19 protein-coding genes and 1 tRNA gene are annotated in these 22348 nt (G+C 55.0%); 13 read left to right on the forward strand and 7 right to left on the reverse strand.

Going from position 1 to position 22348, the window contains the following annotated elements:
- Nucleotides 1-52 precede the first annotated feature (52 nt).
- From V1566_RS08360 to folD, 3 genes are all read right to left on the reverse strand, one after another.
- Nucleotides 53-1552, reverse strand: a complete 1500-nt coding sequence (locus V1566_RS08360; RefSeq protein WP_395305569.1) for a PTS transporter subunit EIIC — start codon at nt 1550-1552, stop codon at nt 53-55.
- A gap of 282 nt (nt 1553-1834) precedes the next feature.
- Nucleotides 1835-2047 (reverse strand): ribosome-associated protein YbcJ, encoded by a 213-nt coding sequence (gene ybcJ, locus V1566_RS08365; protein ID WP_023334767.1) that lies wholly within the window; start codon nt 2045-2047, stop codon nt 1835-1837.
- Nucleotide 2048: 1 nt separating this feature from the next.
- A complete protein-coding gene (gene folD, locus V1566_RS08370; RefSeq protein WP_395305570.1) occupies nt 2049-2915 on the reverse strand; it encodes a bifunctional methylenetetrahydrofolate dehydrogenase/methenyltetrahydrofolate cyclohydrolase FolD in 867 nt (288 codons plus the stop codon).
- A 310-nt stretch (nt 2916-3225) separates the two neighbouring features.
- Here folD and fimA point away from each other — a divergent pair, with 310 nt between their 5' ends.
- From fimA to sfmF, 6 genes are all read left to right on the forward strand, one after another.
- Nucleotides 3226-3789 (forward strand): type 1 fimbrial major subunit FimA, encoded by a 564-nt coding sequence (fimA, locus tag V1566_RS08375; RefSeq protein WP_395305571.1) that lies wholly within the window; start codon nt 3226-3228, stop codon nt 3787-3789.
- A 68-nt stretch (nt 3790-3857) separates the two neighbouring features.
- Nucleotides 3858-4403, forward strand: coding sequence for a type 1 fimbrial protein subunit FimI (fimI, locus tag V1566_RS08380; RefSeq protein WP_023310642.1), 546 nt, complete (start codon nt 3858-3860; stop codon nt 4401-4403).
- Nucleotides 4404-4437: 34 nt separating this feature from the next.
- The gene (gene fimC / locus V1566_RS08385) at nt 4438-5130 is read left to right on the forward strand and encodes a type 1 fimbria chaperone FimC (protein WP_126329072.1); all 693 of its coding nucleotides are present in this window, start codon (nt 4438-4440) and stop codon (nt 5128-5130) included.
- Between the two features lie 14 nt (nt 5131-5144).
- Nucleotides 5145-7706: a fimbrial biogenesis usher protein gene (locus tag V1566_RS08390; protein WP_395305572.1), complete on the forward strand. Its 2562-nt coding sequence runs from the start codon at nt 5145-5147 to the stop codon at nt 7704-7706.
- Nucleotides 7699-8706, forward strand: a complete 1008-nt coding sequence (gene fimH, locus V1566_RS08395) for a type 1 fimbria D-mannose specific adhesin FimH (RefSeq protein WP_395305573.1) — start codon at nt 7699-7701, stop codon at nt 8704-8706. The genes V1566_RS08390 and fimH overlap by 8 nt, the downstream gene beginning before the upstream one ends.
- Before the next feature lie 9 nt (nt 8707-8715).
- Nucleotides 8716-9237, forward strand: coding sequence for a fimbria assembly protein (gene sfmF, locus V1566_RS08400; protein WP_395305574.1), 522 nt, complete (start codon nt 8716-8718; stop codon nt 9235-9237).
- A gap of 51 nt (nt 9238-9288) precedes the next feature.
- Here the strand turns inward: sfmF and fimZ are convergent, their stop codons facing one another.
- From fimZ to V1566_RS08415, 3 genes are all read right to left on the reverse strand, one after another.
- Entirely contained in the window at nt 9289-9921 is a 633-nt protein-coding gene (gene fimZ, locus V1566_RS08405; RefSeq protein ID WP_033144828.1) for a fimbria biosynthesis transcriptional regulator FimZ, read from the reverse strand.
- Between the two features lie 800 nt (nt 9922-10721).
- Nucleotides 10722-11450 carry a helix-turn-helix transcriptional regulator gene (locus V1566_RS08410; protein WP_395305575.1) on the reverse strand — a complete coding sequence of 243 codons (729 nt, stop codon included), beginning with the start codon at nt 11448-11450 and terminating at the stop codon, nt 10722-10724.
- Nucleotides 11451-11474: 24 nt separating this feature from the next.
- Nucleotides 11475-12173, reverse strand: a complete 699-nt coding sequence (locus tag V1566_RS08415; RefSeq protein WP_395305576.1) for an EAL domain-containing protein — start codon at nt 12171-12173, stop codon at nt 11475-11477.
- Nucleotides 12174-12451: 278 nt separating this feature from the next.
- Here V1566_RS08415 and V1566_RS08420 point away from each other — a divergent pair.
- Nucleotides 12452-12528: transfer RNA gene (locus V1566_RS08420), tRNA-Arg, on the forward strand.
- Nucleotides 12529-12535: 7 nt separating this feature from the next.
- Here V1566_RS08420 and V1566_RS08425 read toward each other — a convergent pair.
- Complete coding sequence (locus V1566_RS08425) at nt 12536-13444, reverse strand: LysR family transcriptional regulator (RefSeq protein WP_395305577.1); 909 nt, start codon at nt 13442-13444, stop codon at nt 12536-12538.
- 101 nt (nt 13445-13545) lie between these two features.
- Here V1566_RS08425 and V1566_RS08430 point away from each other — a divergent pair, with 101 nt between their 5' ends.
- The 6 genes from V1566_RS08430 (at nt 13546) to pheP (ending at nt 22343) form a co-directional block, all read left to right on the forward strand.
- A complete protein-coding gene (locus V1566_RS08430) occupies nt 13546-14544 on the forward strand; it encodes an aldo/keto reductase (RefSeq protein WP_395305578.1) in 999 nt (332 codons plus the stop codon).
- 303 nt (nt 14545-14847) lie between these two features.
- Entirely contained in the window at nt 14848-15864 is a 1017-nt protein-coding gene (locus tag V1566_RS08435) for an iron ABC transporter substrate-binding protein (protein WP_395305579.1), read from the forward strand.
- Between the two features lie 24 nt (nt 15865-15888).
- Nucleotides 15889-17463 (forward strand): ABC transporter permease, encoded by a 1575-nt coding sequence (locus V1566_RS08440; RefSeq protein WP_395305580.1) that lies wholly within the window; start codon nt 15889-15891, stop codon nt 17461-17463.
- A gap of 1 nt (nt 17464) precedes the next feature.
- Nucleotides 17465-18487 (forward strand): ABC transporter ATP-binding protein, encoded by a 1023-nt coding sequence (locus V1566_RS08445; protein WP_395305581.1) that lies wholly within the window; start codon nt 17465-17467, stop codon nt 18485-18487.
- 180 nt (nt 18488-18667) lie between these two features.
- Nucleotides 18668-20851, forward strand: a complete 2184-nt coding sequence (locus tag V1566_RS08450) for a TonB-dependent receptor (RefSeq protein WP_395305582.1) — start codon at nt 18668-18670, stop codon at nt 20849-20851.
- 103 nt (nt 20852-20954) lie between these two features.
- On the forward strand, nt 20955-22343 hold the full coding sequence (gene pheP / locus V1566_RS08455; RefSeq protein WP_395305583.1) for a phenylalanine transporter: 1389 nt from the start codon (nt 20955-20957) through the stop codon (nt 22341-22343).
- Nucleotides 22344-22348: the final 5 nt, after the last annotated feature.

Consider the following 22348-nt stretch of genomic DNA (forward strand, 5'->3'; position numbering starts at 1 on the left):
CAGATAAAACACGTCTCCCAGCGTACAGGAGACGTGTCGCTCAGGCATCTTATTATTTGCCGATCATGGTGGACATGGTCTGGGCGATAAACTGTGCTCTGGCACCGAAAATCACCTGAATACCGTTGTCGCCAACGAAGACCACGCCGCGCGCGCCGAGTCCGTTCAGGCCGTCTTTATCAACCACCTCGCTTTTTGCCACTTCCAGACGCAGACGGGTGATACAGGAACCGACGGAGTGGATGTTATGCGCCCCACCCAGCAGGGAAATGATTTCGGTCGCGAGTTCTGAATCAGACTTATCATCCGCGTTGGCGGTCACTTCAGTGCGGCCCGGCGTTTTCACGTCGAAACGACGGATCACAAAGCGGAACGTGAAGTAATAAATCAGGCCCATTGGAATGCCGATGATAATGGCGTTCAGGAAGTTGGTCTTGTAACCGTTAAAGGACGGCAGGATCCCGAATGAGAGATAGTCGATAAAGCCAGCGGAGAACGACTTGGCGATATGCGCATGCAGCAGATACATGGTCATGTAGGCCAGACCCGCCATGATGGCGTTAAAGACGTACAGGATCGGCGCCACGAAAATAAAGGTAAACTCAACCGGTTCGGTGATCCCCGTCAGGAAGCAGGTCAGCGCCGCAGAGAACAGAATACCGGCGGCGATTTTCTTATTCTTCGTATGGGCTTCGTGATACATCGCCAGGCACGCTGCGGGCAGCGCGAACAGCATCAGCGGGAATTCACCCTGCATGAACTTACCGGCGTTCTGGTAGGTGTCGCTGCTGAAGGATTTCACCCCTTCTTCCAGCATCTTGAACCAGATGGTCTGGTCGCCGTGGATCACCTGGCCTGCCTGGGTGGTGTAATCCCCGAACGAATACCAGAAAGACGGATACCAGATGTGGTGCAGGCCGAGTGGGATCAGCGCGCGTTCCACCAGACCGAAGATAAAGGTCGACGCCGCCTGATTATCGCCGTTCACCACTACGGAGAGCGCGTCGATACCGGCCTGAATATGCTGCCAGACGTACGGCAGCAGCAGCCCCATCAGGAACGAGAGGAACGCCGTTGCAATGGCCACGAAGCGCTTACCGGAGAAGAAGCCCAGGAACTCAGGCAACTGCATAGTGTGGAAGCGGTTATAGCACCAGGCCGCGAGAATACCGCAGATCAGGCCGCCGAAGACGCCCATCTGCAGCGTCGGGATGCCGACTACCATGGCGTATTTCCCGCCCTGGGAGGCCATTTCCGGCGTGATGCTCAGCACGGTGCTGATGGTGATATTGGTGACAAACACCGAAACGGCCGCGGACAGCGCCGCAATACCGGATTCTGACGCCAGACCCACGGCGGAGCCAATGGCAAACAGCATCGGCAGGTTATCAAAAATAACCCCGCCCGCGTTCATCATCAGCGGTAGATGGAACTTATCGCCGAAGGCCAGCAGCAGGCCCGCAGCGGGAAGCAGTGAAATTGGCAGCATTAAGGCGCGACCAATCATCGATAACTTAGACAGCGATTTAACAAACCCTGATATCAGACTCATGCTGATTTCCCCCGAGTAGCGCTTTTTTGGCGCTGTTATTGTAAGTAGAACGTTTTAGTAGAACGTTCTACTTATCGTGGGCAAAGAGTGAAAAACGCGCAACTGAATTTTCACGTTTCAACAGATGAAATAGTGATTATTTGAAGTTGATCGATAAATAACCGCGATGGGTGTGAGGGGATTGTGAGAGAAATTGCCGGGTGGCGGCTTCGCCTTACCCGGCCTACAAACGGAGGCAGTACGTAGGCCCGGTAAGCGCAGCGCCACCGGGCATCAAACGGCTCAGGCCGTAACGGTTACGCTCTGTCCTTCAAAGCTCACGGTCTGGCCCGCGACAATCTTGCAGCGCTTGCGCGTTTCTACCACGCCGTCGACTTTTACCAGCCCGTCGGCGATAACAATTTTCGCCTGCGCGCCGCTTTCGCTCCAGCCTTCCAGCTTCAGCAGATCGCACAGCTCAACGTGCGGGTGTTTACCTAATGAAAACGTCGCCATCTTACGCGTCCTCTACGTCGTGATATTCTTCGCACGCCTGCAGCGTATTCTGAATCAGCGTTGCCACGGTCATCGGGCCTACGCCGCCCGGTACTGGGGTAATGTAAGAGGCGCGCGCGGCGGCATCTTCGTACACCACGTCGCCGACCACTTTGCCGCTTTCCAGACGGTTGATGCCCACGTCCACAACGATCGCACCCTCTTTAATCCACTCGCCCGGAATAAAGCCCGGCTTGCCGACCGCGACGATCAGCAGATCGGCGTTCTCGACGTGGTGACGCAGGTTCTTGGTGAAGCGGTGGGTCACGGTGGTGGTGCAGCCGGCCAGCAGCAGCTCCATGCTCATCGGGCGGCCCACGATGTTGGACGCACCGATAACCACGGCGTTCAGGCCGTAGGTGTCGATGTTATAACGCTCCAGCAGCGTCACAATCCCGCGCGGCGTGCACGGGCGCAGACGCGGCGCGCGCTGGCACAGACGGCCAACGTTGTACGGATGGAAACCGTCCACGTCCTTATCCGGTGCGATACGCTCCAGCACCTTCACGTTGTCGATACCCGCAGGCAGCGGCAACTGAACCAGAATACCGTCGATCTCTTTATCGGCATTCAGGGTGTCAATAAGTTCCAGCAGTTCTGCTTCGCTGGTGGTTTCCGGCAAATCGTAAGAGCGGGAGACGAAACCCACCTCTTCACACGCTTTGCGCTTGCTGCCGACATAAATCTGCGATGCCGGGTTGCTGCCAACCAGCACAACGGCCAGCCCAGGGGCGCGAAATCCTGCCGCTTTACGCGCCTTCACTTTTTCCGCGACCTCAGAGCGCACCTGCTGCGCAATCGTTTTACCGTCAATAATCTTTGCTGCCATCAGAGAGAAGATTCCGTCTGTAACGTTTGATAGGGGGGATGGCGTGTATTTTGTCAGAAGCGAGCGTCGCTGTCAGTCACCCTTTACGCGTTTTTATCAGTGAGACGCAAAAACCCTTCTTAGCGGATGGTCAATTTCTTAGGCGGGATTAGGATGTGACCTGGCGAAATGGCAGCGTTTTGACATATTTAAAAATCGCTTCCTGAGCTACTTTGTCTCCTCCGAAATAAGCTTTCAATTACTCAATTGAACGTATTTCTTATTCCCGATTATTCGCGGGAAGGGTTATTTACATTTTAAAGGAATAGACATGAAACTCAGCAACATTGCTTCTACTGTTATTGCAACTTTGGCCCTGGTTGCGGGTGCCGCAAATGCAGCAGATCCTGCTGCGCCGGTTTCCGTAAATGGCGGTACCGTACATTTTAAAGGTGAGCTGGTTAATGCGGCTTGTTCTGTAAATACTGATTCTTCCGAGCAGACCGTTAATCTGGGTCAGTATCGTACCGCGAAATTCACCAAAGTGGGCGACACTACCTCTAATATTCCATTCAACATTGAACTGAACGATTGCGATCCGCTGGTTGCCAAAACTGCAGCTGTTGCGTTCACCGGTCAGATCGACCCAACCGACAAAACCCTGCTGGCCGTGACCTCCGGTAACAACGACAACACCGCGAAAGGCGTGGGTATCGAGATCCTCGACAGCAAATCCAGCGTTCTGACCCCAGACGGCGCGACCTTCTCTGCTGCGCAGAACCTGATCGAAGGGACCAACACCCTGAAGTTCACCGCGCGTTACAAATCAACGGCTGCCACCACTGAGCCTGGCCAGGCGAACGCTGACGCCACCTTCGTAATGAAATACGAGTAATTCCTCCGCACAGGGATGTTCAGGCCTCACGGACGAGGCCCGTCATACGCTACTGCCAGGAACGAAGGATGACAAGGACTGGAACACTACTGCTGTTAACGCTTGCGATGGCTTGCCCGGCATCGGCGCATACCGTGGTGATCGAAGGTGGCAAGGTTCATCTCCGGGGTGAACTGGTGAACGGTGGCTGCGCCGTGGCGCCTGACAGCCAGAATATGCGCATCGACATGGGGCAGTACCGAACCAATTCATTTTCCGGTGTGGGCAGTTTTTCCACGGTGAATGTGCCTTTCACCGTGCGCCTGCTGGACTGCAGCGTTGATGTTTCGCGCACCGTGGGGATCCAGTTTCAGGGTGTCACACCCGCAGAGGATCCGCAGGTCTTTCTGGCGACATCGCGGCCGGGGGAAACCCCTGTCAGCAGCGGCGTTGGGCTGGCGCTCTTTGACGAACAGCAGCGTCAGATTATCCCAAATGCCACAGCCGTTAGCTGGCTGCCGATCGATACCCGCGAGCTCGCGTTCCATTTTAGCGCCCGCTATCGGGCTATTTCCGAACACCTCGAGCCAGGCAAAATTCAGTCGGATGTCTGGTTTACGTTGATTTATCCATAACACCTGCGAACACATTATTAAAGGTACGGTTGTGATGAATACCCTAATTAAACCAGGACTTTTTTTATCGTTTATTTTGATGATGGTTTCTGCCTGCGCAAATGCTTCCGGCGGTATTGCGCTGGGGGCCACGCGCGTTATTTATCCGGCAGAGGCGAAACAAACGTCGCTGGCGATCACCAACAGCAACAAACAGGAACGCTATTTAATTAACGCGTGGATCGAAAATGCGAGCGGGCAAAAAGAAAAAACTTTTGCCGTCACCCCGCCCCTGTTTGTCAGCGAGCCGAACAGTGAAAACACGCTGCGTATTATTTACGCCGGACCGGCACTGCCTGCCGATCGCGAATCGCTCTTTTACATGAACGTGAAGGCGATCCCGTCAGTGAACAAAGCGAAAACGGAAAACAATAACGTGCTGCAGCTGGCGATCCTCTCACGCATCAAGCTGTTTGTGCGCCCGAACAACCTGGCGATGCAGCCGGAAGAAGCGCTTTCCCAGCTGCGGTTTGAGCGCGCGGGCAACCATCTCAAAGTCAGCAACGCTTCCCCGTATTACATCACCCTCGTCAATCTGAAGCTCGGCGGGCAGCAGCTGGATAACCTGATGGTTGCGCCGAAAAGCTCGGCTCAGCAGGTGCTGCCAGCCGGTGCCAGCGGTACGCTTTCCTGGCAGAGCGTGAATGACTATGGTGCCATCACCCCGGCGCGTAGCGTCAACCTGTGAGCAGAGTCAGGGCGATGAAAAACCACCAGAGACGTTACTGCCCGGTTGCACTGGCGCTGATGGCTGCGCTCTGGCCGCAGGCTGGCTGGAGCGAAAGTTATTTCAACCCGGCTTTCTTGTCCGACGACACCGCCAGCGTGGCGGATTTGTCGCGTTTTGAACAAGGACATCAGCAGGCACCCGGCGTTTATCGCGTGGATATCTGGCGTAACGATGAGTTTATCGGTACCCAGGACGTGCGTTTTGAGCAGGCCGAAAACACGCCGCCGGTGGCGGGCGGTTTGTCGGCCTGCATTACGCGCGCGATGCTCGATCGCTTTGGCGTCAACGTCGCGGCGTTCCCCGAGCTGGCTAAGGTACAGGGCGAGACCTGCGTTCCGTTGACCACGGGTATACCCGGCAGCGAAACGGTATTCAACTTTGCCTCACAGCGTCTGGACGTCAGCCTGCCGCAGGTGGCGTTGCAAAACAGCGCCCGGGGCTATATTCCACCCGAACAGTGGGATGAAGGCATCCCCGCCGCGCTGGTGAACTACAGCTTCTCCGGTAACCGGGGAAGCGAAGACGACAGCTATTACCTCAACCTGCAAAGCGGGTTGAACTATGGTGCCTGGCGTTTACGTAACAACGGCGCATGGCGGTACACGCAGAATAACGGGCAGCGGCACAGCGAGTGGCAGAATATTGGCACCTGGGCGCAGCGCACCGTCATCCCGCTTAAAAGCGAACTGGTGCTGGGCGACAGCAATACCGGGAATGACGTCTTCGACAGCATGGGTTTTCGCGGCGGGCGGCTCTTCTCGTCTGACAGCATGTACCCGGACAGCCTGCAGGGCTACGCACCGACCGTGCGCGGGATTGCCCGGACCCCCGCCAAAGTGGTGGTGCGTCAGAATGGCTACGTTATCTATCAAAGCTATGTCCAGCCGGGCGCATTTGCGATTACCGATCTTAACCCGACCTCCTCAAGCGGTGACCTGGAAGTCACGGTCGAAGAGAAAGACGGCACCCAGCAGCGCTATACCGTGCCTTACTCCACCGTACCGCTCCTGCAGCGTGAAGGGCGCTGGAAGTACGACCTCGTTGCGGGGGATTACCGCAGCGGTAACAGCGATCAGGATACGCCATTCTTCACCCAGGGCACCCTGATTACCGGTCTTGCCAGCGGTTACACGCTCTACGGCGGGACGCAACTGGCGTCACGCTATACCGCGGTGGCCGTCGGGGCCGGGAAAAACCTGGGTGACTGGGGCGCGGTCTCGCTCGATATCACTCACGCCCGCAGCCAGCTCGCGGACGACAGCAAGCATGAAGGTCAGTCTCTGCGCTTCCTCTACGCGAAATCCCTTAACGGCTTCGGCACCAACTTCCAGCTGCTGGGCTATCGCTACTCCACAAAAGGATTTTACACCCTCGACGATGTCGCCTGGCGCTCAATGGAGGGCTATCAGTATGCCGATAGCCAGAACGATAACGATGTGCCGGACGTGCAGAGCTATCACAACCTGACGTGGAATAAAAAAGGCCGCTTCCAGCTCAACGTTTCTCAGTCGCTGGGGGACTACGGCTCGGTCTATATCTCCGGTAGCGAGCAGACCTACTGGGGAACAGACGAGACGAACCTCTGGTACCAGCTGGGCTATGCGGGGGGCGTGAAGGGGATCAACTACTCCGTCTCGTGGTCGTGGAACAAATCTGTAGGGATAGACGGCACCGATCGGATCGCGTCGTTTAACGTCTCCGTGCCGTTCAGCCTCTTTACCCGTCAGGGCTATCGCCGGGACAGCGCGATTGACCGCGCCTACGCTACGGCATCCGCCAGTCGAAACAGCGATGGCGACACAAGCTGGCAAACCGGCGTCAGCGGAACGCTGCTGGAGGACCGCAACCTGAACTACAGCGTGACTCAGGGACACGCCAGCACCAACGGCTCAAGCGGAAGCGCCAGCGCCAACTGGCAGGCGACCTACGGCACGCTGGGCGTGGGCTACAACTACTCCCGCGACCAGCACGATCTCAACTGGCAGCTCTCCGGCGGGGTAGTCGGCCACGCCGACGGCGTGACCTTCAGCCAGCCGCTGGGCGACACCAACGTGCTGATCAAAGCGCCTGGGGCATCAGGCGTCAGTATTGAAAACCAGACCGGTGTGAAAACCGACTGGCGAGGCTACGCGGTGATGCCGTATGCCACCGTCTACCGCTACAACCGCGTGGCGCTGGATACCAACACCATGAGCAACAACACCGATATCGAAAACAACGTGAGCAGCGTGGTACCGACCAAAGGCGCGCTGGTGCGCGCCAGCTTTGATACCCGCATTGGCGTGCGCGCCCTGCTGACGGTGATGCGCGGCAACCAGCCCGTGCCGTTCGGCGCGGTGGTCCGTGAAACCCGAAGCGGCGTGACCAGCATGGTGGGGGATGACGGACAAATTTACCTGAGTGGGCTGCCGCTGGAAGGCGAACTGCTGATCCAGTGGGGCGACGGGGCGCAGTCCCAGTGTCGCGCACCTTACAGCTTGTCTGAACAGAGCCTGCAACAGGCAATCACACTTAAGGGGATTAGCTGTGATTAAAACCCAAATCTTTGCCCTGCCGCTGCTGGCGTTACTGCCCGCAACAAACGCATTAGCGACCGTGTGCGTCAATGAAAAAGGCGTGCCGACGGAAGTGCATTACGATCTGACGGATAAATTCAATAGCTCAAATAACCAGATTGGGCAGATCGTGACGCTCAGCGAGAAGTCACAGTGGGTAGGGGTGAATGCTGTCTGCCCGAAGGGGACGATCGGGAATACCACCAAGCGCAGCTATATGACGGATTACCCGATCACCGGGACCAGCGATGGCTACCAGTATCTGAAGCTTAACGACTATCTGGACGGGGCCATGAAAATCACGGACAGCTATGCGGGCGTGTTTTACCCGCCAAAAAGCTATATCCAGATGGGGAGCCATCCTAACGTCTCCAAAAACAAACCGTTTGGCGTTCAGGACTCCAGTCTGGTCTTCCGTCTTAAGGTGACCCGGCGTTTTATCAACATGGTGGTGATCCCGCGTGCCACCATGTTCCGCGTCTACGTCACCACAACTTCATCCGATCCGTTAACCACGCCGGTCTATACCATCAGCTACAGCGGAACCATTCAGGTGCCGCAAAGCTGCGCCATTAACGCCGGTAACGTGGTGGAGTTTGATTTCGGTGACATTGGCGCCTCCTTGTTCAGCAAAGCGGGCGTGGGTAACAAGCCGGAGGGGGTATCATCGCAAAGTAAAACCATCGCGATCAAATGCACCAACGTGGAGGCGAACGCCATGCTGACGATGCGTGTCGAGGCGGAAAAAGTCTCTGATAATGTGCTGGTGTCAGATAACCCGGATGTGGGGTTCATCATTGCCAACGAAAGCGGGGCGCCGCTTACGCCTAACAACCTGACGAGCAAAATTCCGTTCCGCCTCGACGACAGCGCGCAGGCGCAGGTGGGGATCCGGGTCTGGCCGGTGAGCGTGACGGGCAATAAGCCAGCGGAAGGGCGCTTCACCTCGCGCGGGTATTTGCGCGTGGATTACGACTAAGGAGCCGATATGCGAAACGGGATCCGTTTTATCACCGTGGCGCTCTTGGCGCTTTGCACACAGACTCAGGCAGATACCGCGTTGGGCGAGATCAACATTCGGCTCTACGGCAATATTGTCGATTTCACCTGCGTGGCCGAGGGCAGCGACAGCGACAAGACCGTCACGCTGGGCACCTGGCCCACGAAACAGCTCAGCACCACCGGGAGCCGCACGCAGCCCATGCCGTTTTCGCTGAAGCTGACCGGCTGTCCGCCGGGCGCGGCGTCCATTACGTTTTCGGGGAAAGCCGACGGGAGCAATAACGGCTTGCTGGCGCTGAATGACGCCAGTACAGCAAGTCATGTCGCCGTTGAGATCAGGGATGCGGATAAAACGCGTCTGGCTCTCCAGCAGGCCAGCCAGCCGGTCTCGGTTGATGCGCAGGGGAATGCGATTCTGTCGTTTTATGCCAATTATATTGCCACTGCCGATAACCCTCAGCCCGGACGTGCCGATGCGGATGCCACCTTCATGATTAACTATAATTAGCACTGACCGCACTCCCTGCAGCTCAGATAAGCTGCAGGGAGTGAATTCAGGTTATAGCAGTTCGTGGGCTTTGGCGTAATCAATTAATTCCACGATGCTTTGCACGCCCAGCTTGGAATAAATATTGGATTTATGCGCGCTAATGGTTTTGTTGCTTAATAGTAGCTGTTCAGCAATTTCCTTGTTGGATAATCCATTCGCCAGATACCGTAATACCGTAACCTCGCGATTCGATAATGGCATATCCACTGCCATCCCTTTTCCTGAACCCAAATGGTTTATAAAGTTCAGCGTTTCCGATGGGAAAAAAGAATAGCCCATCAGGATCATTTCTACGGCGTTGTAGATCTCCCCTAAATCTTTTCGTTTACTGACGAAGCCATTTGCCCCGGCGCGAATAGCGCGGCCTGCGTAAAATAACTCTGATTTAGACGAGAGGAACAGAACCTTAATGTTTTTGTTTAAGTTTCTGATTCTCTTAAGTAAAGCGAAAGCATCCGTGCCCGTGAGTTCTATGTCAAGGATCACCAGATCGATAGGGTGATTGCGGATACAGTCAAGGACTTCATGGCTATCGCCAGACTTGAGCTTGACTGTGATATTCTTATTTTTCTGTAGCAGGACTTCTATCGACATTCTGACGATAGGATGTTCGTCCATAATGATAACGGATGCCGGTTTCATTTTTAATGCCTCAGATTGTTAAAAGCGTTATGCAGAGTTTTGTAAAACTCTCGAAATGCCGGAAGGATATAATGTGCAGATCCCTATACCGTAGTATTTCCCTGGAAAGAGCGAAAGCATCCTTGTTTACGTAATGAAAAGAACTATGCCTCAGCGCGGTCATCTCATTTGGCTGGTGTTGGCAAAAAGGTTTTTCTTATTCAAATTTGGTACGCATCTTATTATACAGGGTAAGTTTTTTCCGAAAACCCTGTAAATTAATATCCGCGTATGGGTTTGTATTATCTTCTGGATCTGAATCGCTATTTTTTTAAAATTAGCGGAAATATCCTATTATCTCATTTACCGCATATTTTCATCTTTATGTAATAACAAAAAATAACAGATATCTCTGTATGTTGATCAGTTGTTAACAAAAAGAGACATCATTTCAGGGGGCGAACCCGCGACGGTGAAGTTAAAAATTGCCCTCGCAGCCCGTCAGACCTTCATCTGAAAGTAATGGTGTTAAACCGGATAACGGCATCTTGTGTACAGGAGAACATGCTATCCGCTTCGGTTTTTACTCCTGGGAGGGGTCGCTAAGCTGCTTGTTTTTACATCATTATCATCTTGTTAACGCCATCTGCATTCACTTAACGGATGGAGGAAAGTGCTGCCGTTCATTCAATTTGTGGCATTTCACAAGGTTTACGCCCATAAATTAGGAATAGTTATAAATTCGATTTTATTGTTAAAAATTAACATTTATGTAACGCATTTGGTAAGTAAATTCCTAAACCGCTTTAGGAAATAAGGGGTTAGGACGTGAGTGAAAACGTGCAGTCTGAGAGGTTATTAAGAAGATGCAGCAATTCCTGGCGATGGCTTAGCCCCAGCTTCAGCAGGATGCAGCTGAGACGATAGATAATGCGGCTATAGGGGCGATTCTGCATCAGGGCAATCTGACGCAGCGTCTTGCCGTGTGAGAGCTCCTGCAGGATGGGCCATTCATTGCGCGAGAACCAGTCTTTATCGGAACCCTGCGGGGGGCGGGTATCCAGCAGGCTGTGCTGGAGCGCGGCGGCGTTCAGCTGACGTTCGAGCACATGAAAGGGACCTGCCGCTTTGCAGAAGAGGCGGGTGTCGTAATTATCGGCCCGGACTAATAGCCAGGGTGTCAGGAACGGGGGAAACAGGCTATGCCGTCTCAACTGATCCAGTCTCTCCAGCAGCCCCGTGGACCGGCTTTCTATATCCACGACCAGACGGGCTGAGGGCCACTGTGTCTGAGCGATAAGGGCGTCGTCCAGTGTGACGTAGTCGCAGCAGCTGCTCAGGGGAAACTGCCCGTTGAGAAAACCGGTGCGCAGGTAGTGATCCTCCGTCACCAGAAGGATAAACGGGGCATCTGTTTTGCGGGGCTGGCTGATGGACTGGCTCAAAAATTCGAGCCGGTCGAAAAAGGGGGGAGCAAAAGGTGAGCGCGTAAATCCCAGTGCATCACTTCCTGTACGCCGCCGCCGGTAACGGCGCACTGTCATTCGCATGGTCTCCCTCCTGGAAATGGCTTTTTAATCCTCCGGCCATGTCCAGGACGGCCAGTAATATCCCTGGCCGAGGCCTGCGCCTGCCTGCAGTGCCCAGGTACGATCGCGTTCAGTCTCAATACCTTCGATAAGCACTTTCCCGGCCAGCTGAAAGCAAAGGGAAACCAGTTGCTTCAGCGCAGGGGTGTCGCGTAAACGCCAGAATGCTTCCTTATCTATTTTGACGCCGCTTAACGGGAGTCGACAGGATAAAAACGACTGCACCAGGACGTCATCCACGTCATCCAGCCAGATAGCGTTTCCTTGTCTGCTAAGTTGCTGCAGATTCTGAACCACATGCTGCTTTTGCGCGACGGGCAGCGCCAAAAATGACGCGAGATCGACAATCTCAATATTGAGCGGCACGCCAGCCAACCGGATAAGTCGCTGAAAAGACGCAGGCTCTGTCAGGACGGTTATCGGCAGATTAATAAAAAGGTTATGACCGTGCGGCGTATTTTTTAACGCGGCAAGCTGGGCTTCAAGTAGCGCTATCGACCAGTCTGCGGACCGATCGCAAAAAAAGTCCTCGCTGTGCCGCGTGTCGGACAGAACGCTAAGTACCTCCACGCCAACCTGGCGCATGGAAGAAAGGGCGACGATGGGCTCAAGCTTAATGCCGACGATGTCCTGAGAAATGTACTGTAACCGGGGGGGCGTATCGATCGGGTTTTGCGCTGTCACTCCATTGTCCTGTTGTCTGTCAGCCTCCAGGCGGCCGGGATACCTGGCTCTAGTGTGACGAGCTGACGTTCAGGAAAACAGCAGGCGTTACTTAAATGCAACTAAGCCTTTTCGCAGCGCTAAATTTTACGGGGAAACAGGGGGAGATGTTGAGAAAATAGCCGTATTTACAATCGGCTAGCGGTAATTGCCGTGGAAAACGGAAAAGGCATTGACTCACCTGTCATTGACCGTATAATTCTTCGCGTTTCACCACCGCGAAGTTCACGCTTCTCAGTGCGCCCTTAGCTCAGTTGGATAGAGCAACGGCCTTCTAAGCCGTAGGTCGTAGGTTCGAATCCTACAGGGCGTGCCATTTCATCTCAACGCACGTCTCTGTTCATCGACATAACCCATGCTATGAAGGTTCTCAGCGGTGCTGGCAGATGTTTTCGGCTCGGGTAGTAAACACAAAAATTATCAGCAGGATAGGTATAGTCAGGTAGCAAACGGACAAGTTTGTTTTCGCTAATTTTATCCTCAACCAGATTCTCATAAACAAACGCAATCCCTAACCCATATTCAGCAGCCTGAATCATTGCCGCGTCTGAATCTACAACCAGATCGCCATGAACAGATACTTCCATTGTTTCCCCTTGTGGATCCATAAACTCCCAGCGATACAGCTGTCCATCAGGAAAACAGCGATTTATACACCTGAATTTTACCAGATCTTTTGGTGAGTCAGGCTTGCCGGATTTCTCCAGAAAATCAGGGCTGGCGACAGGAATAAGAGACATTTTGCCTCCAAATGGAATGGCAATCATATCTTTAGGAACATCTTGTGTATAACGTATTCCAGCGTCGAAACCTGAATCGATAATGTTTATTTTTCTGTCAGTGGTGAATAACGCCAGGTTAATATTCGGGAAATCATTTTTGAACTTAACGAAGTGGCTTTGAAAAAAGAGATCAACCACGATCCGGGGTAAGTTGACTCTGATGACGCCTTCTGGTTTTTCTTTGTAGTCATTAAGATTATCAATGACACGCTTGTAGTCATTCAGGACGGGCATCATGTCGTCAAGAAACGCTTTACCGACGGCAGTCAAAGACAAGCTTCGCGTGGAACGATTTAAAAGTCTAACCCCAAGCTTTTCTTCAAGATTATTTATGGTAACCGTTAACGTCGGCGCTGAAACATTTAATTCTTTTGCGGCTTTACGAAAACTCCCATGTTTTACAATAAGAAGTAATATTTCTATATGTTGCAACTCTGGTGCATTTTTCATTGTTAATTCTCATAAAATACTGCATTAAAAATATACTAATTGTTATGCGTTAAGAATGGAAGTATATATTTCCTGAGATTTGTCAAAAGAGGAAATATAAGATGAAAACACGTTATCTGGGAAAAAATAAATTCCAGGTGTCAGCACTGGGGCTGGGCTGCATGGGGATGAGTTTTGCCTATGGTGGCGCCGAAGAATCGGAGGCGATCAAGACCATTCACGCTGCGGTGGATTTGGGCGTCACCTTCCTTGACTCCGCGGAAGTCTATGGCCCCTATGATAATGAAGTCCTGGTCGGAAAAGCGATTAAAGGCATTCGCGATAAGGTACAGATTGCGACTAAATTTGGTTTTCGCATCCTTCCTTCCGGGCAGGGGCTTGAGCGTATGGCAGGTGTTGACAGCCGCCCTGAACATATTCGTGAAGCGGTAGAAGGTTCACTTAAACGTCTCAATATAGATACTATCGATCTGCTTTATCAGCACCGCGTCGACCCGTCTGTGCCTGTTGAAGACGTTGTGGGAACAATGGCTGATTTAATCAAGGAAGGGAAAATTCGCCATATCGGGCTTTCAGAGGTGTCAGCCGACACGTTACGCCGGGCCTGCAAAATTTATCCGATTACCGCCGTTCAAACTGAATATTCGCTCTGGACTCGCGAGCCGGAGGAGAGCATTCTCAACGCTTGCCGCGAGTTAGGCGTTGGGTTTGTGCCCTATAGTCCGTTGGGTCGCGGCTATTTAACCGGGAAAATTACAGACAGCTCCAGCTTCGGTGAGGATGATTTTCGGCGAAACCTGCCTCGCTTCCAGAAAGCAGCGATGCAGAAAAACCAACAGTTGCTCATTCAACTCCAGGATGTCGCGGATAAATACCATTGTTCCCTCGCACAACTAGCTCTCGCGTGGGTGATGAGTAAAGGAGATGACATTGTTCCCATTCCGGGTGCTCGAAAAATAGCGCATTTACGGGATAATGCGGGGGCGGTCAGCCTGAACCTTTCCGATTCAGATATTAAGTTCGTTGACCATCTCTTTACGCCTGACAATATCCAGGGGCAAAGATATAACCAGAGTGATTTTAATTTAATCGATAAATAACATCCTGCATTAAATTCTCCCGCTTCTCTGGCGGGAGAGTTGTTAACCTGGGCATTAATGTCGCAATAATAAATAGAAGGCTAAGGAATTTTTCTTCCGTCCAGTCTTAAGGTTTTCTTAATTTTGAATTGAACTGCCTTTCCCATATGGATTTTTATCATTCCAAATCCCGTGATAATGAAATTTTACACTTTTACGCGTAAACTGGATTGATACTAATTATCATTAGCGTTGTTGTATGCTTTAATCCTGTCCCACAAAGCTATGAGTCGTTAATCCCGTTGGCCTATAAAGGATATGTTCATGAATTCTCGCCTGCTGTCCTGCTTCTCGCTTGCCTTGTTGTCTTCATCCCTTTTCCTTTCCACACAATCAGTTGCTGCTGATAACAACGAAGGTATCGTTGTTTATAACGCGCAGCACGAAAACCTGGTGAAGTCGTGGGTTGACGGTTTTACTAAAGAAACCGGTATTAAAGTCACTCTGCGTAATGGTGATGACAGCGAGCTGGGTAACCAGCTGGTTCAGGAAGGTAGCGCGTCACCGGCCGACGTGTTCCTGACGGAAAACTCGCCGTCCATGGTGCTGGTGGATAATGCCAACCTGTTTGCGCCGCTGGATGCAGACACCCTGAAGCAGGTACCGGCAGAATATCGTCCGGCGCATGGTCGCTGGATCGGCATAGCCGCCCGCAGCACGGTGTTTGTGTATAACCCGGAGAAGCTGAACGAACAGCAGCTGCCTAACTCACTGATGGATCTGGCAAAACCAGAGTGGAAAGGCCGCTGGGCGGCATCACCGTCAGGCGCGGATTTCCAGGCCATCGTGAGCGCGATGCTGGCTCTGAAAGGCGAGAAGGCCACTCTGGAATGGCTCAAGGCGATGAAAGCCAACTTCGTTGCCTATAAAGGCAACAGCACCGTGATGAAAGCGGTCAATGCCGGTCAGATTGATGGCGGCGTGATTTATCACTACTACCGTTTTGTCGATCAGTCCAAAACCGGTGAAAACAGCAAAAACACCCAGCTCTATTACTTCAAACACCAGGATCCGGGCGCGTTCGTAAGCCTCTCCGGCGGTGGCGTGCTGGCGTCCAGCAAACACAAAGCGCAGGCGCAGGCCTTCATCAAATACATTACCGGTAAAGAAGGTCAGGAAAGTCTGCGTACCAACAATGCCTTTGAGTATGCGGTGGGCGTGAACGCGGCCTCCAACCCGAAACTGGTCCCGCTGAAAGATCTTGATGCGCCGAAAGTTGAACCTTCAACGCTCAACAGTAAAAAAGTTATCGAGCTGATGACGCAAGCCGGTCTGCTGTGATCCTGAGAGTGAAGTGAACGCCTTATGTCTGGTCTGAGTCTCGACATCGGAAAAAACAGAGTGCAGGAGCCTGCCCGCAGGCGTCCTGCACTGCCGATGGTTGCGTTAGCTGTGTTGTTTTCATTAATGGCGCTTCTGCCTTTGGGTTTTATCATTGCCATTGGCATTGAGACCGGCTGGGAAACCATTAAGGTGCTGGTGTTTCGCCCGCGTGTTGCTGAGCTACTCAGCAACACGCTGTGGCTGACGGCTTTAGCGGTTCCGCTGTGTATCGTGACGGGTGTGGCAATCGCCTGGCTCACAGAGCGCACGCAGCTTGCCGGGCGAGGGATCTGGTCTGCACTGGCGGTCGCCCCGCTGGCGATCCCCGCGTTTGTGCAAAGCTACGCCTGGGTGAGCGCTGTCCCGTCCATGCATGGGCTCTCCGCGGGCGTGTTCCTCTCCGTTCTAGCCTACTATCCGTTTATCTATATGCCGGTTGCGGCGGTGCTGCGTCGTCTTGACCCGACGCTTGAAGATGTCGCCGCTTCGCTCGGTACGCCGCCGTGGCGGGTCTTTTTCCGCGTGGTACTACCCCAGCTCAAGCTGGCTATCTGTGGCGGCGCGCTGCTGGTAGCGCTGCACCTGCTGGCGGAATATGGCCTGTACGTGATGATCCGCTTTGATACCTTCACCACGGCAATTTATGACCAGTTCCAGTCTACCTTCAGCGGCCCGGCGGCGAACATGCTGGCGGGCGTGCTGGCCTTGTGTTGTCTGGCTATCCTGATGCTGGAAGGCGTAACGCGCGGCAAAGCACGCTACGCGCGCATTGGCGCCGGGGCCGCGCGTGAACAGAAACGCTGGCCGCTGAAGCCCGCGGCTGCTGCGCTGGGCCAGCTGTTTTTCATCGTGCTGATCGTGCTGGCGCTGGGCGTGCCGCTAATTGTCCTGTGTCGCTGGATTTGGCTCGGCGGCGTGCAAAACTGGATGAGTCCCGATCTCTGGCACTCCCTGCGCCAGACGCTGATGCTCGGCGTGGGCGGTGCGCTCCTGACAACGGCGTGCGTGATCCCCATCGCGTGGCTCGGTATCCGCTATCCACGCCGTATCTTCCGGATGCTGGAAGGGTGCATCTATATCACCAGTTCACTGCCGGGCATTGTCACGGCCCTGGCGCTGGTCACCGTCACCATTCATTACGCCCGTCCTGTTTACCAGACGGAAATCACCCTGTTCCTGGCCTACCTGCTGATGTTTATGCCCCGTGCGCTCATCAACCTGCGAGCGGGGATTGCGCAGGCGCCGGTCGAGCTGGAAAACGTGGCGCGCAGCCTGGGCAGCACGCCCGCGAAGGCACTCTGGAGCGTCACGATGCGGCTGGCCGCGCCGGGTGCGGCAGCGGGGGCCGCGCTGGTTTTCCTCGGCGTCAGCAACGAATTGACCGCCACGCTGTTGCTCTCTCCACTGGGCACGCGCACGCTTTCCACCGGATTCTGGGCGCTGACCAGTGAAATTGACTATGTGGCCGCCGCGCCTTACGCGATGCTGATGATCCTGATTTCACTCCCGCTGACCGCCATTCTCTATATGCAGTCGAAAAAAATTGCAGGGCTATGACATGCTTGAATTAACCGCCATTTCTAAATCGTTTTCTGATGTGCAGGTGCTCGACAGCTTAAACCTGAGCGTTGCGCCGGGGAGCAGGACGGCGATTGTCGGGCCGTCCGGGTCGGGGAAAACCACGCTGCTGCGTATTCTTGCCGGGTTCGAAACGCCTGACACCGGGCGCATTGTCATGCAGGGAAGAGCGCTGTTTGATGAAAACAGTTTTGTTCCCGCCCACCTGCGCCGGATCGGTTTCGTGCCTCAGGAGGGCGCGCTGTTCCCGCACCTCAACGTGGCAGACAATATTGCCTGGGGGCTGGACGGCACCCGCCACGAGAAGCGCCAGCGCGTTGAGGCGCTGATGGAGATGGTTTCTCTGGACAGGCAGCTCGCAACGCACTGGCCCCACGAGATTTCCGGCGGACAGCAGCAGCGCGTGGCGCTTGCCCGTGCGCTGGCCCAGCGTCCCTCACTGATGCTGCTGGATGAACCGTTCTCGGCGCTGGATACCGGCCTGCGCGCCATGACGCGTAAGGCAACGGCCGATCTGCTGGCCGAAGCGGGTGTGGCCTCGATTCTGGTTACCCACGATCAAAACGAAGCGTTGTCCTTTGCCACGCAGGTCGCCGTGATGCGCTCCGGACGCTTCACACAGGTCGGTACGCCTTATGATGTCTACACCCGGCCCGTTGACGAAGAGACGGCGCTGTTTCTTGGCGATGCCGTGATCTTGCCTGCTCAGCTCGCTGCCGGGTATGCGGTGTGCGCGCTGGGTGAAGTGCCGACGGACAACGCGCATGCGACAGGAGAGGGCAGAGTAATGATGCGCCCTGAACAATTACGCGTGACGGCATGTGCAGCGCATGAAAGCCCGATCTCAATTCTTGATGTGGACTTCACCGGCCAGCTGTCGACGCTCACCCTGGGATTAGCCGGGCAGCAGCAGCCCGTGATTCTGAAGACCGTAAGCCAGCCAGGATGGAACCCGGGCGCGGCGGTGCGCATTGATGTTGCAGGTATCGCGCGCGTTTTGTGATAGTCACCGCCCCGCAACGGGGTGGTTGTTCCCCCCTTTTTTCCCGTCACGCCCCCTTATGTACGCGGTTACACTTGCTAACACATAGATAATGCGTATAGTTCTCATTTGCATTGCACCCAATACATTCTAAGGCCCGACAACGGGTCATTTTTGCGCGCACTTTAAAATGAGTTAACTATGAACAACACCATCATGCACAAAACGCTGCTGGCGCTCGCCGTTGGCGCGGCGACACATTCCGCTCACGCGGCGGAGGAAAAAAAAGAGGACACCATTGTTGTGCAGTCAGCGCCTGCCAGCAACTTTAAGCCCGGTGGCGACCAGCTGGTACCGGCCTTTCTTGACGGACAGGTGGCGAATGGCGGGCGCATGGGGATGCTGGGCCAGCAGAACGCTATGGACGTGCCGTTCAACATCATCAGCTACACCTCGAAGCTGGTGGAAGATCAGCAGGCGAAAACCATTGCCGATGTCGTCGCGAACGACGCGGGCGTGCAGTTCGTTCAGGGGTACGGCAACAGCGCGGAGACCTACCGCATCCGTGGCCTGAAGTTTGACGGCGACGATATGACCTTTGGCGGGCTGTCCGGCGTGCTGCCGCGCCAGGTGGTGGATACCCAGATGGTCGACCGCATTGAGATCTTCAAAGGGGCCAACTCGCTGATGAACGGTGCGGCAAGCTCCGGCGTGGGCGGGATGATCAACCTTGAGCCAAAACACGCGGGCGAACTCCCGCAGGCGAAAGTCGGGGTCGACTACACCTCGGATTCCCAGATTGGCACCACGCTGGACGCGGGACGTCGCTACGGCGACAGCGACCAGTTTGGCGCGCGGGTGAACCTGGTTCACCGCGAAGGGGAAACCGGCATTGCGAATGACCGCCGCCGCACCACGCTGCTCTCAACCGGTCTCGATTACACAGGCGACCGCTTCCGCACCTCGCTGGATCTCGGCTATCAGAAGAAAACCTTCCACGGCAGCCCGACTAGCGTCAATATTTCCGCGGTGGATTTCGTGCCCGAGCCGCCGAAAAACGATCGCAACTTCTCGCAGAAGTGGGCCTACAGCAACATCGAAAACGAATTTGGGATGTGGCGCAGCGAGTACGACATCGCCGACGGCTGGACCGCCTATACCGGTCTGGGCGCGCAGCACGCGCACGAGGAAGGCGTCTACAGCGCGCCGAAGCTGGTGGATAAAAGCGGCAAGGCAACGGTCAGCCGTCTGGATACCAACCGCATCAGCGATTCCGTCAGCGGCATGGCGGGCGTTCGCGGTAACTTCACTACGGGCTTCGTCTCGCACAAGGTCAACGTTGGCTATTCGGCGATGACCAAAAGCGAAAAAATTGCGTGGAAAATGTCGGCGGCGAAGGATAACCCGACCACCAACATCTATCACAATACCGGCGTCGATATGCCGGACAGTACCAACTTCAACGGCTCTGGCGGGAAGTACAGCGATCCGCTGACCAGCGGGCGCACCCGTACGCAGGGCTGGCTGTTGAGCGATACGCTGGGCGTGCTGGACGACAAGCTGCTGTTCACCGCGGGCGCGCGCCACCAGAAGGTGGTCATTCGCGGGTATAATAAAGTCACCGGTGTGGAAAACGCGGCGGACGGTTTCGACGGCAGCCGCTGGATGCCCACCTACGGCGTGGTCTACAAGCCGTGGGAGGCGATCTCCCTCTATGCTAACCACACCGAAGCGCTGCAGCCGGGCAAAACCGCGCCTAACACCGCCACCAACTACGGCCAGAGCACCGGTATCGTTCACTCTAAGCAGAACGAAGTGGGCGTGAAGGCGGACTTTGGCCGCGTGGGCGGATCGCTTGCGCTGTTCGAAATCAAAATGCCGTCGGCGATCCTCGACGACAGCGGTCACTACGGCCTTGACGCTGAACAGCGTAACCGTGGCGTGGAGCTGAACGTCTTCGGTGAGCCGATGCTGGGGATGCGTCTGAACGCCAGCGCCACCTGGCTGCAGGCCGAGCTGACCAAAACCAAAAATGGTGTGAATCAGGGCAACGATGCGATCGGTATTCCGAACTTTTACGCCGTGCTGGGCGCAGAGTACGACATCAAGCCGATTGACGGCCTGACCGCCACCGCTCGCGTGAACCACTCCGGCGCGCAGTACGCTGACCTGGCAAACACCAAAAAGCTGGACAGCTACACCACGCTGGATCTGGGGATGCGCTATCGCTTCGCGGTGAACCACAATGAAAACCAGATGACGGTTCGCGCGGGCATCGACAACGTGACCAATGAAAACTACTGGGCCAGCGTGGACGATTCCGGTACCTATATTACGCAGGGCGAACCGCGCACCTTTAAGGTCTCTGTTGGCTACGCGTTTTAAGCGTCCCATCTCGTTATCCGGGGCAGGGATGCCCCAATCCCTTGCTACCTCCAGCATGAAGTGTTAAAACGTGCCCCTTCTAAAAAAGAGACAGGGGTAGGACGTGAAAGACGCGTCATCCGCTTCAGGCCATGGTAGCGCTGAAGCCTCGTCGGATCAGAATCCAACGCTGCAACGTGGTTTGCAAAATCGACATATTCAGTTAATTGCCCTTGGCGGCGCGATCGGTACCGGGCTGTTTCTCGGCATCGGCCCCGCTATTCAGATGGCTGGCCCGGCGGTTCTGCTGGGTTACGGTATCGCCGGGATTATTGCCTTCCTGATCATGCGCCAGCTTGGCGAGATGGTCGTTGAAGAGCCGGTTTCAGGCTCCTTCGCGCACTTTGCTTATAAATACTGGGGCCCGTTTGCAGGCTTCCTGTCCGGCTGGAACTACTGGGTCATGTTCGTGCTGGTGGGGATGGCGGAGCTGACCGCCGCAGGCATTTACATGCAGTACTGGCTGCCGGATGTCCCGACGTGGATCTGGGCGGCGGCCTTCTTCATCATTATTAACGCCATTAACCTCGTCAACGTGCGCCTGTATGGCGAAACCGAGTTCTGGTTTGCGCTGATCAAGGTGCTGGCGATTATCGGGATGATCGGCTTTGGCCTGTGGCTGCTGTTCTCCGGCCACGGCGGCGAGCGGGCCACTTTCGACAACCTGTGGCAGCACGGCGGCTTCCTGGCGACCGGCTGGAAAGGGCTGATTCTCTCCCTGGCAGTGATCATGTTCTCCTTCGGTGGATTAGAGCTGATAGGTATTACCGCCGCGGAAGCGCGCGACCCGCATAAAAGCATTCCAAAAGCGGTCAACCAGGTGGTGTACCGGATTCTGCTGTTCTACATCGGCTCGCTGGTGGTGCTGCTGGCGCTCTATCCGTGGGTGGAAGTGAAGTCCGACAGCAGTCCGTTCGTAATGATTTTCCACGATATGAACAGCAACCTGGTGGCCTCGGCGCTGAACTTCGTCATTCTGGTGGCGTCTCTTTCGGTCTATAACAGCGGCGTTTACTCCAACAGCCGCATGCTGTTTGGCCTCTCCGTACAGGGCAACGCGCCGAAGTTCCTCACCCGCGTCAGCCGTCGCGGCGTGCCGGTGAATTCGCTATTCCTTTCTGGTGCTATCACCTCGCTGGTGGTGCTGATCAACTATCTGCTACCGAAAGAGGCCTTTGGCCTGCTGATGGCGCTGGTTGTCGCCACGCTGCTGCTGAACTGGATCATGATCTGCCTGGCGCACCTGCGCTTTCGCGCCGCGATGCGCCGCAAAGGACGCGAGACGCAGTTCAAAGCGCTGCTTTATCCTGCGGGGAACTACATCTGTATCGCGTTCCTGGGGCTGATTCTGGTGCTGATGTGCACCATGGATGAGATGCGCCTTTCGGCGATGCTGCTGCCGGTGTGGGTGGTGTTCCTGTTTATTGCCTTTAAGCTCTCGCGCAAAAAGTAGCGCGG

The organism is Enterobacter sp. ECC-019 (assembly GCF_043974075.1).
Taxonomy (GTDB): domain Bacteria; phylum Pseudomonadota; class Gammaproteobacteria; order Enterobacterales; family Enterobacteriaceae; genus Enterobacter; species Enterobacter asburiae_D.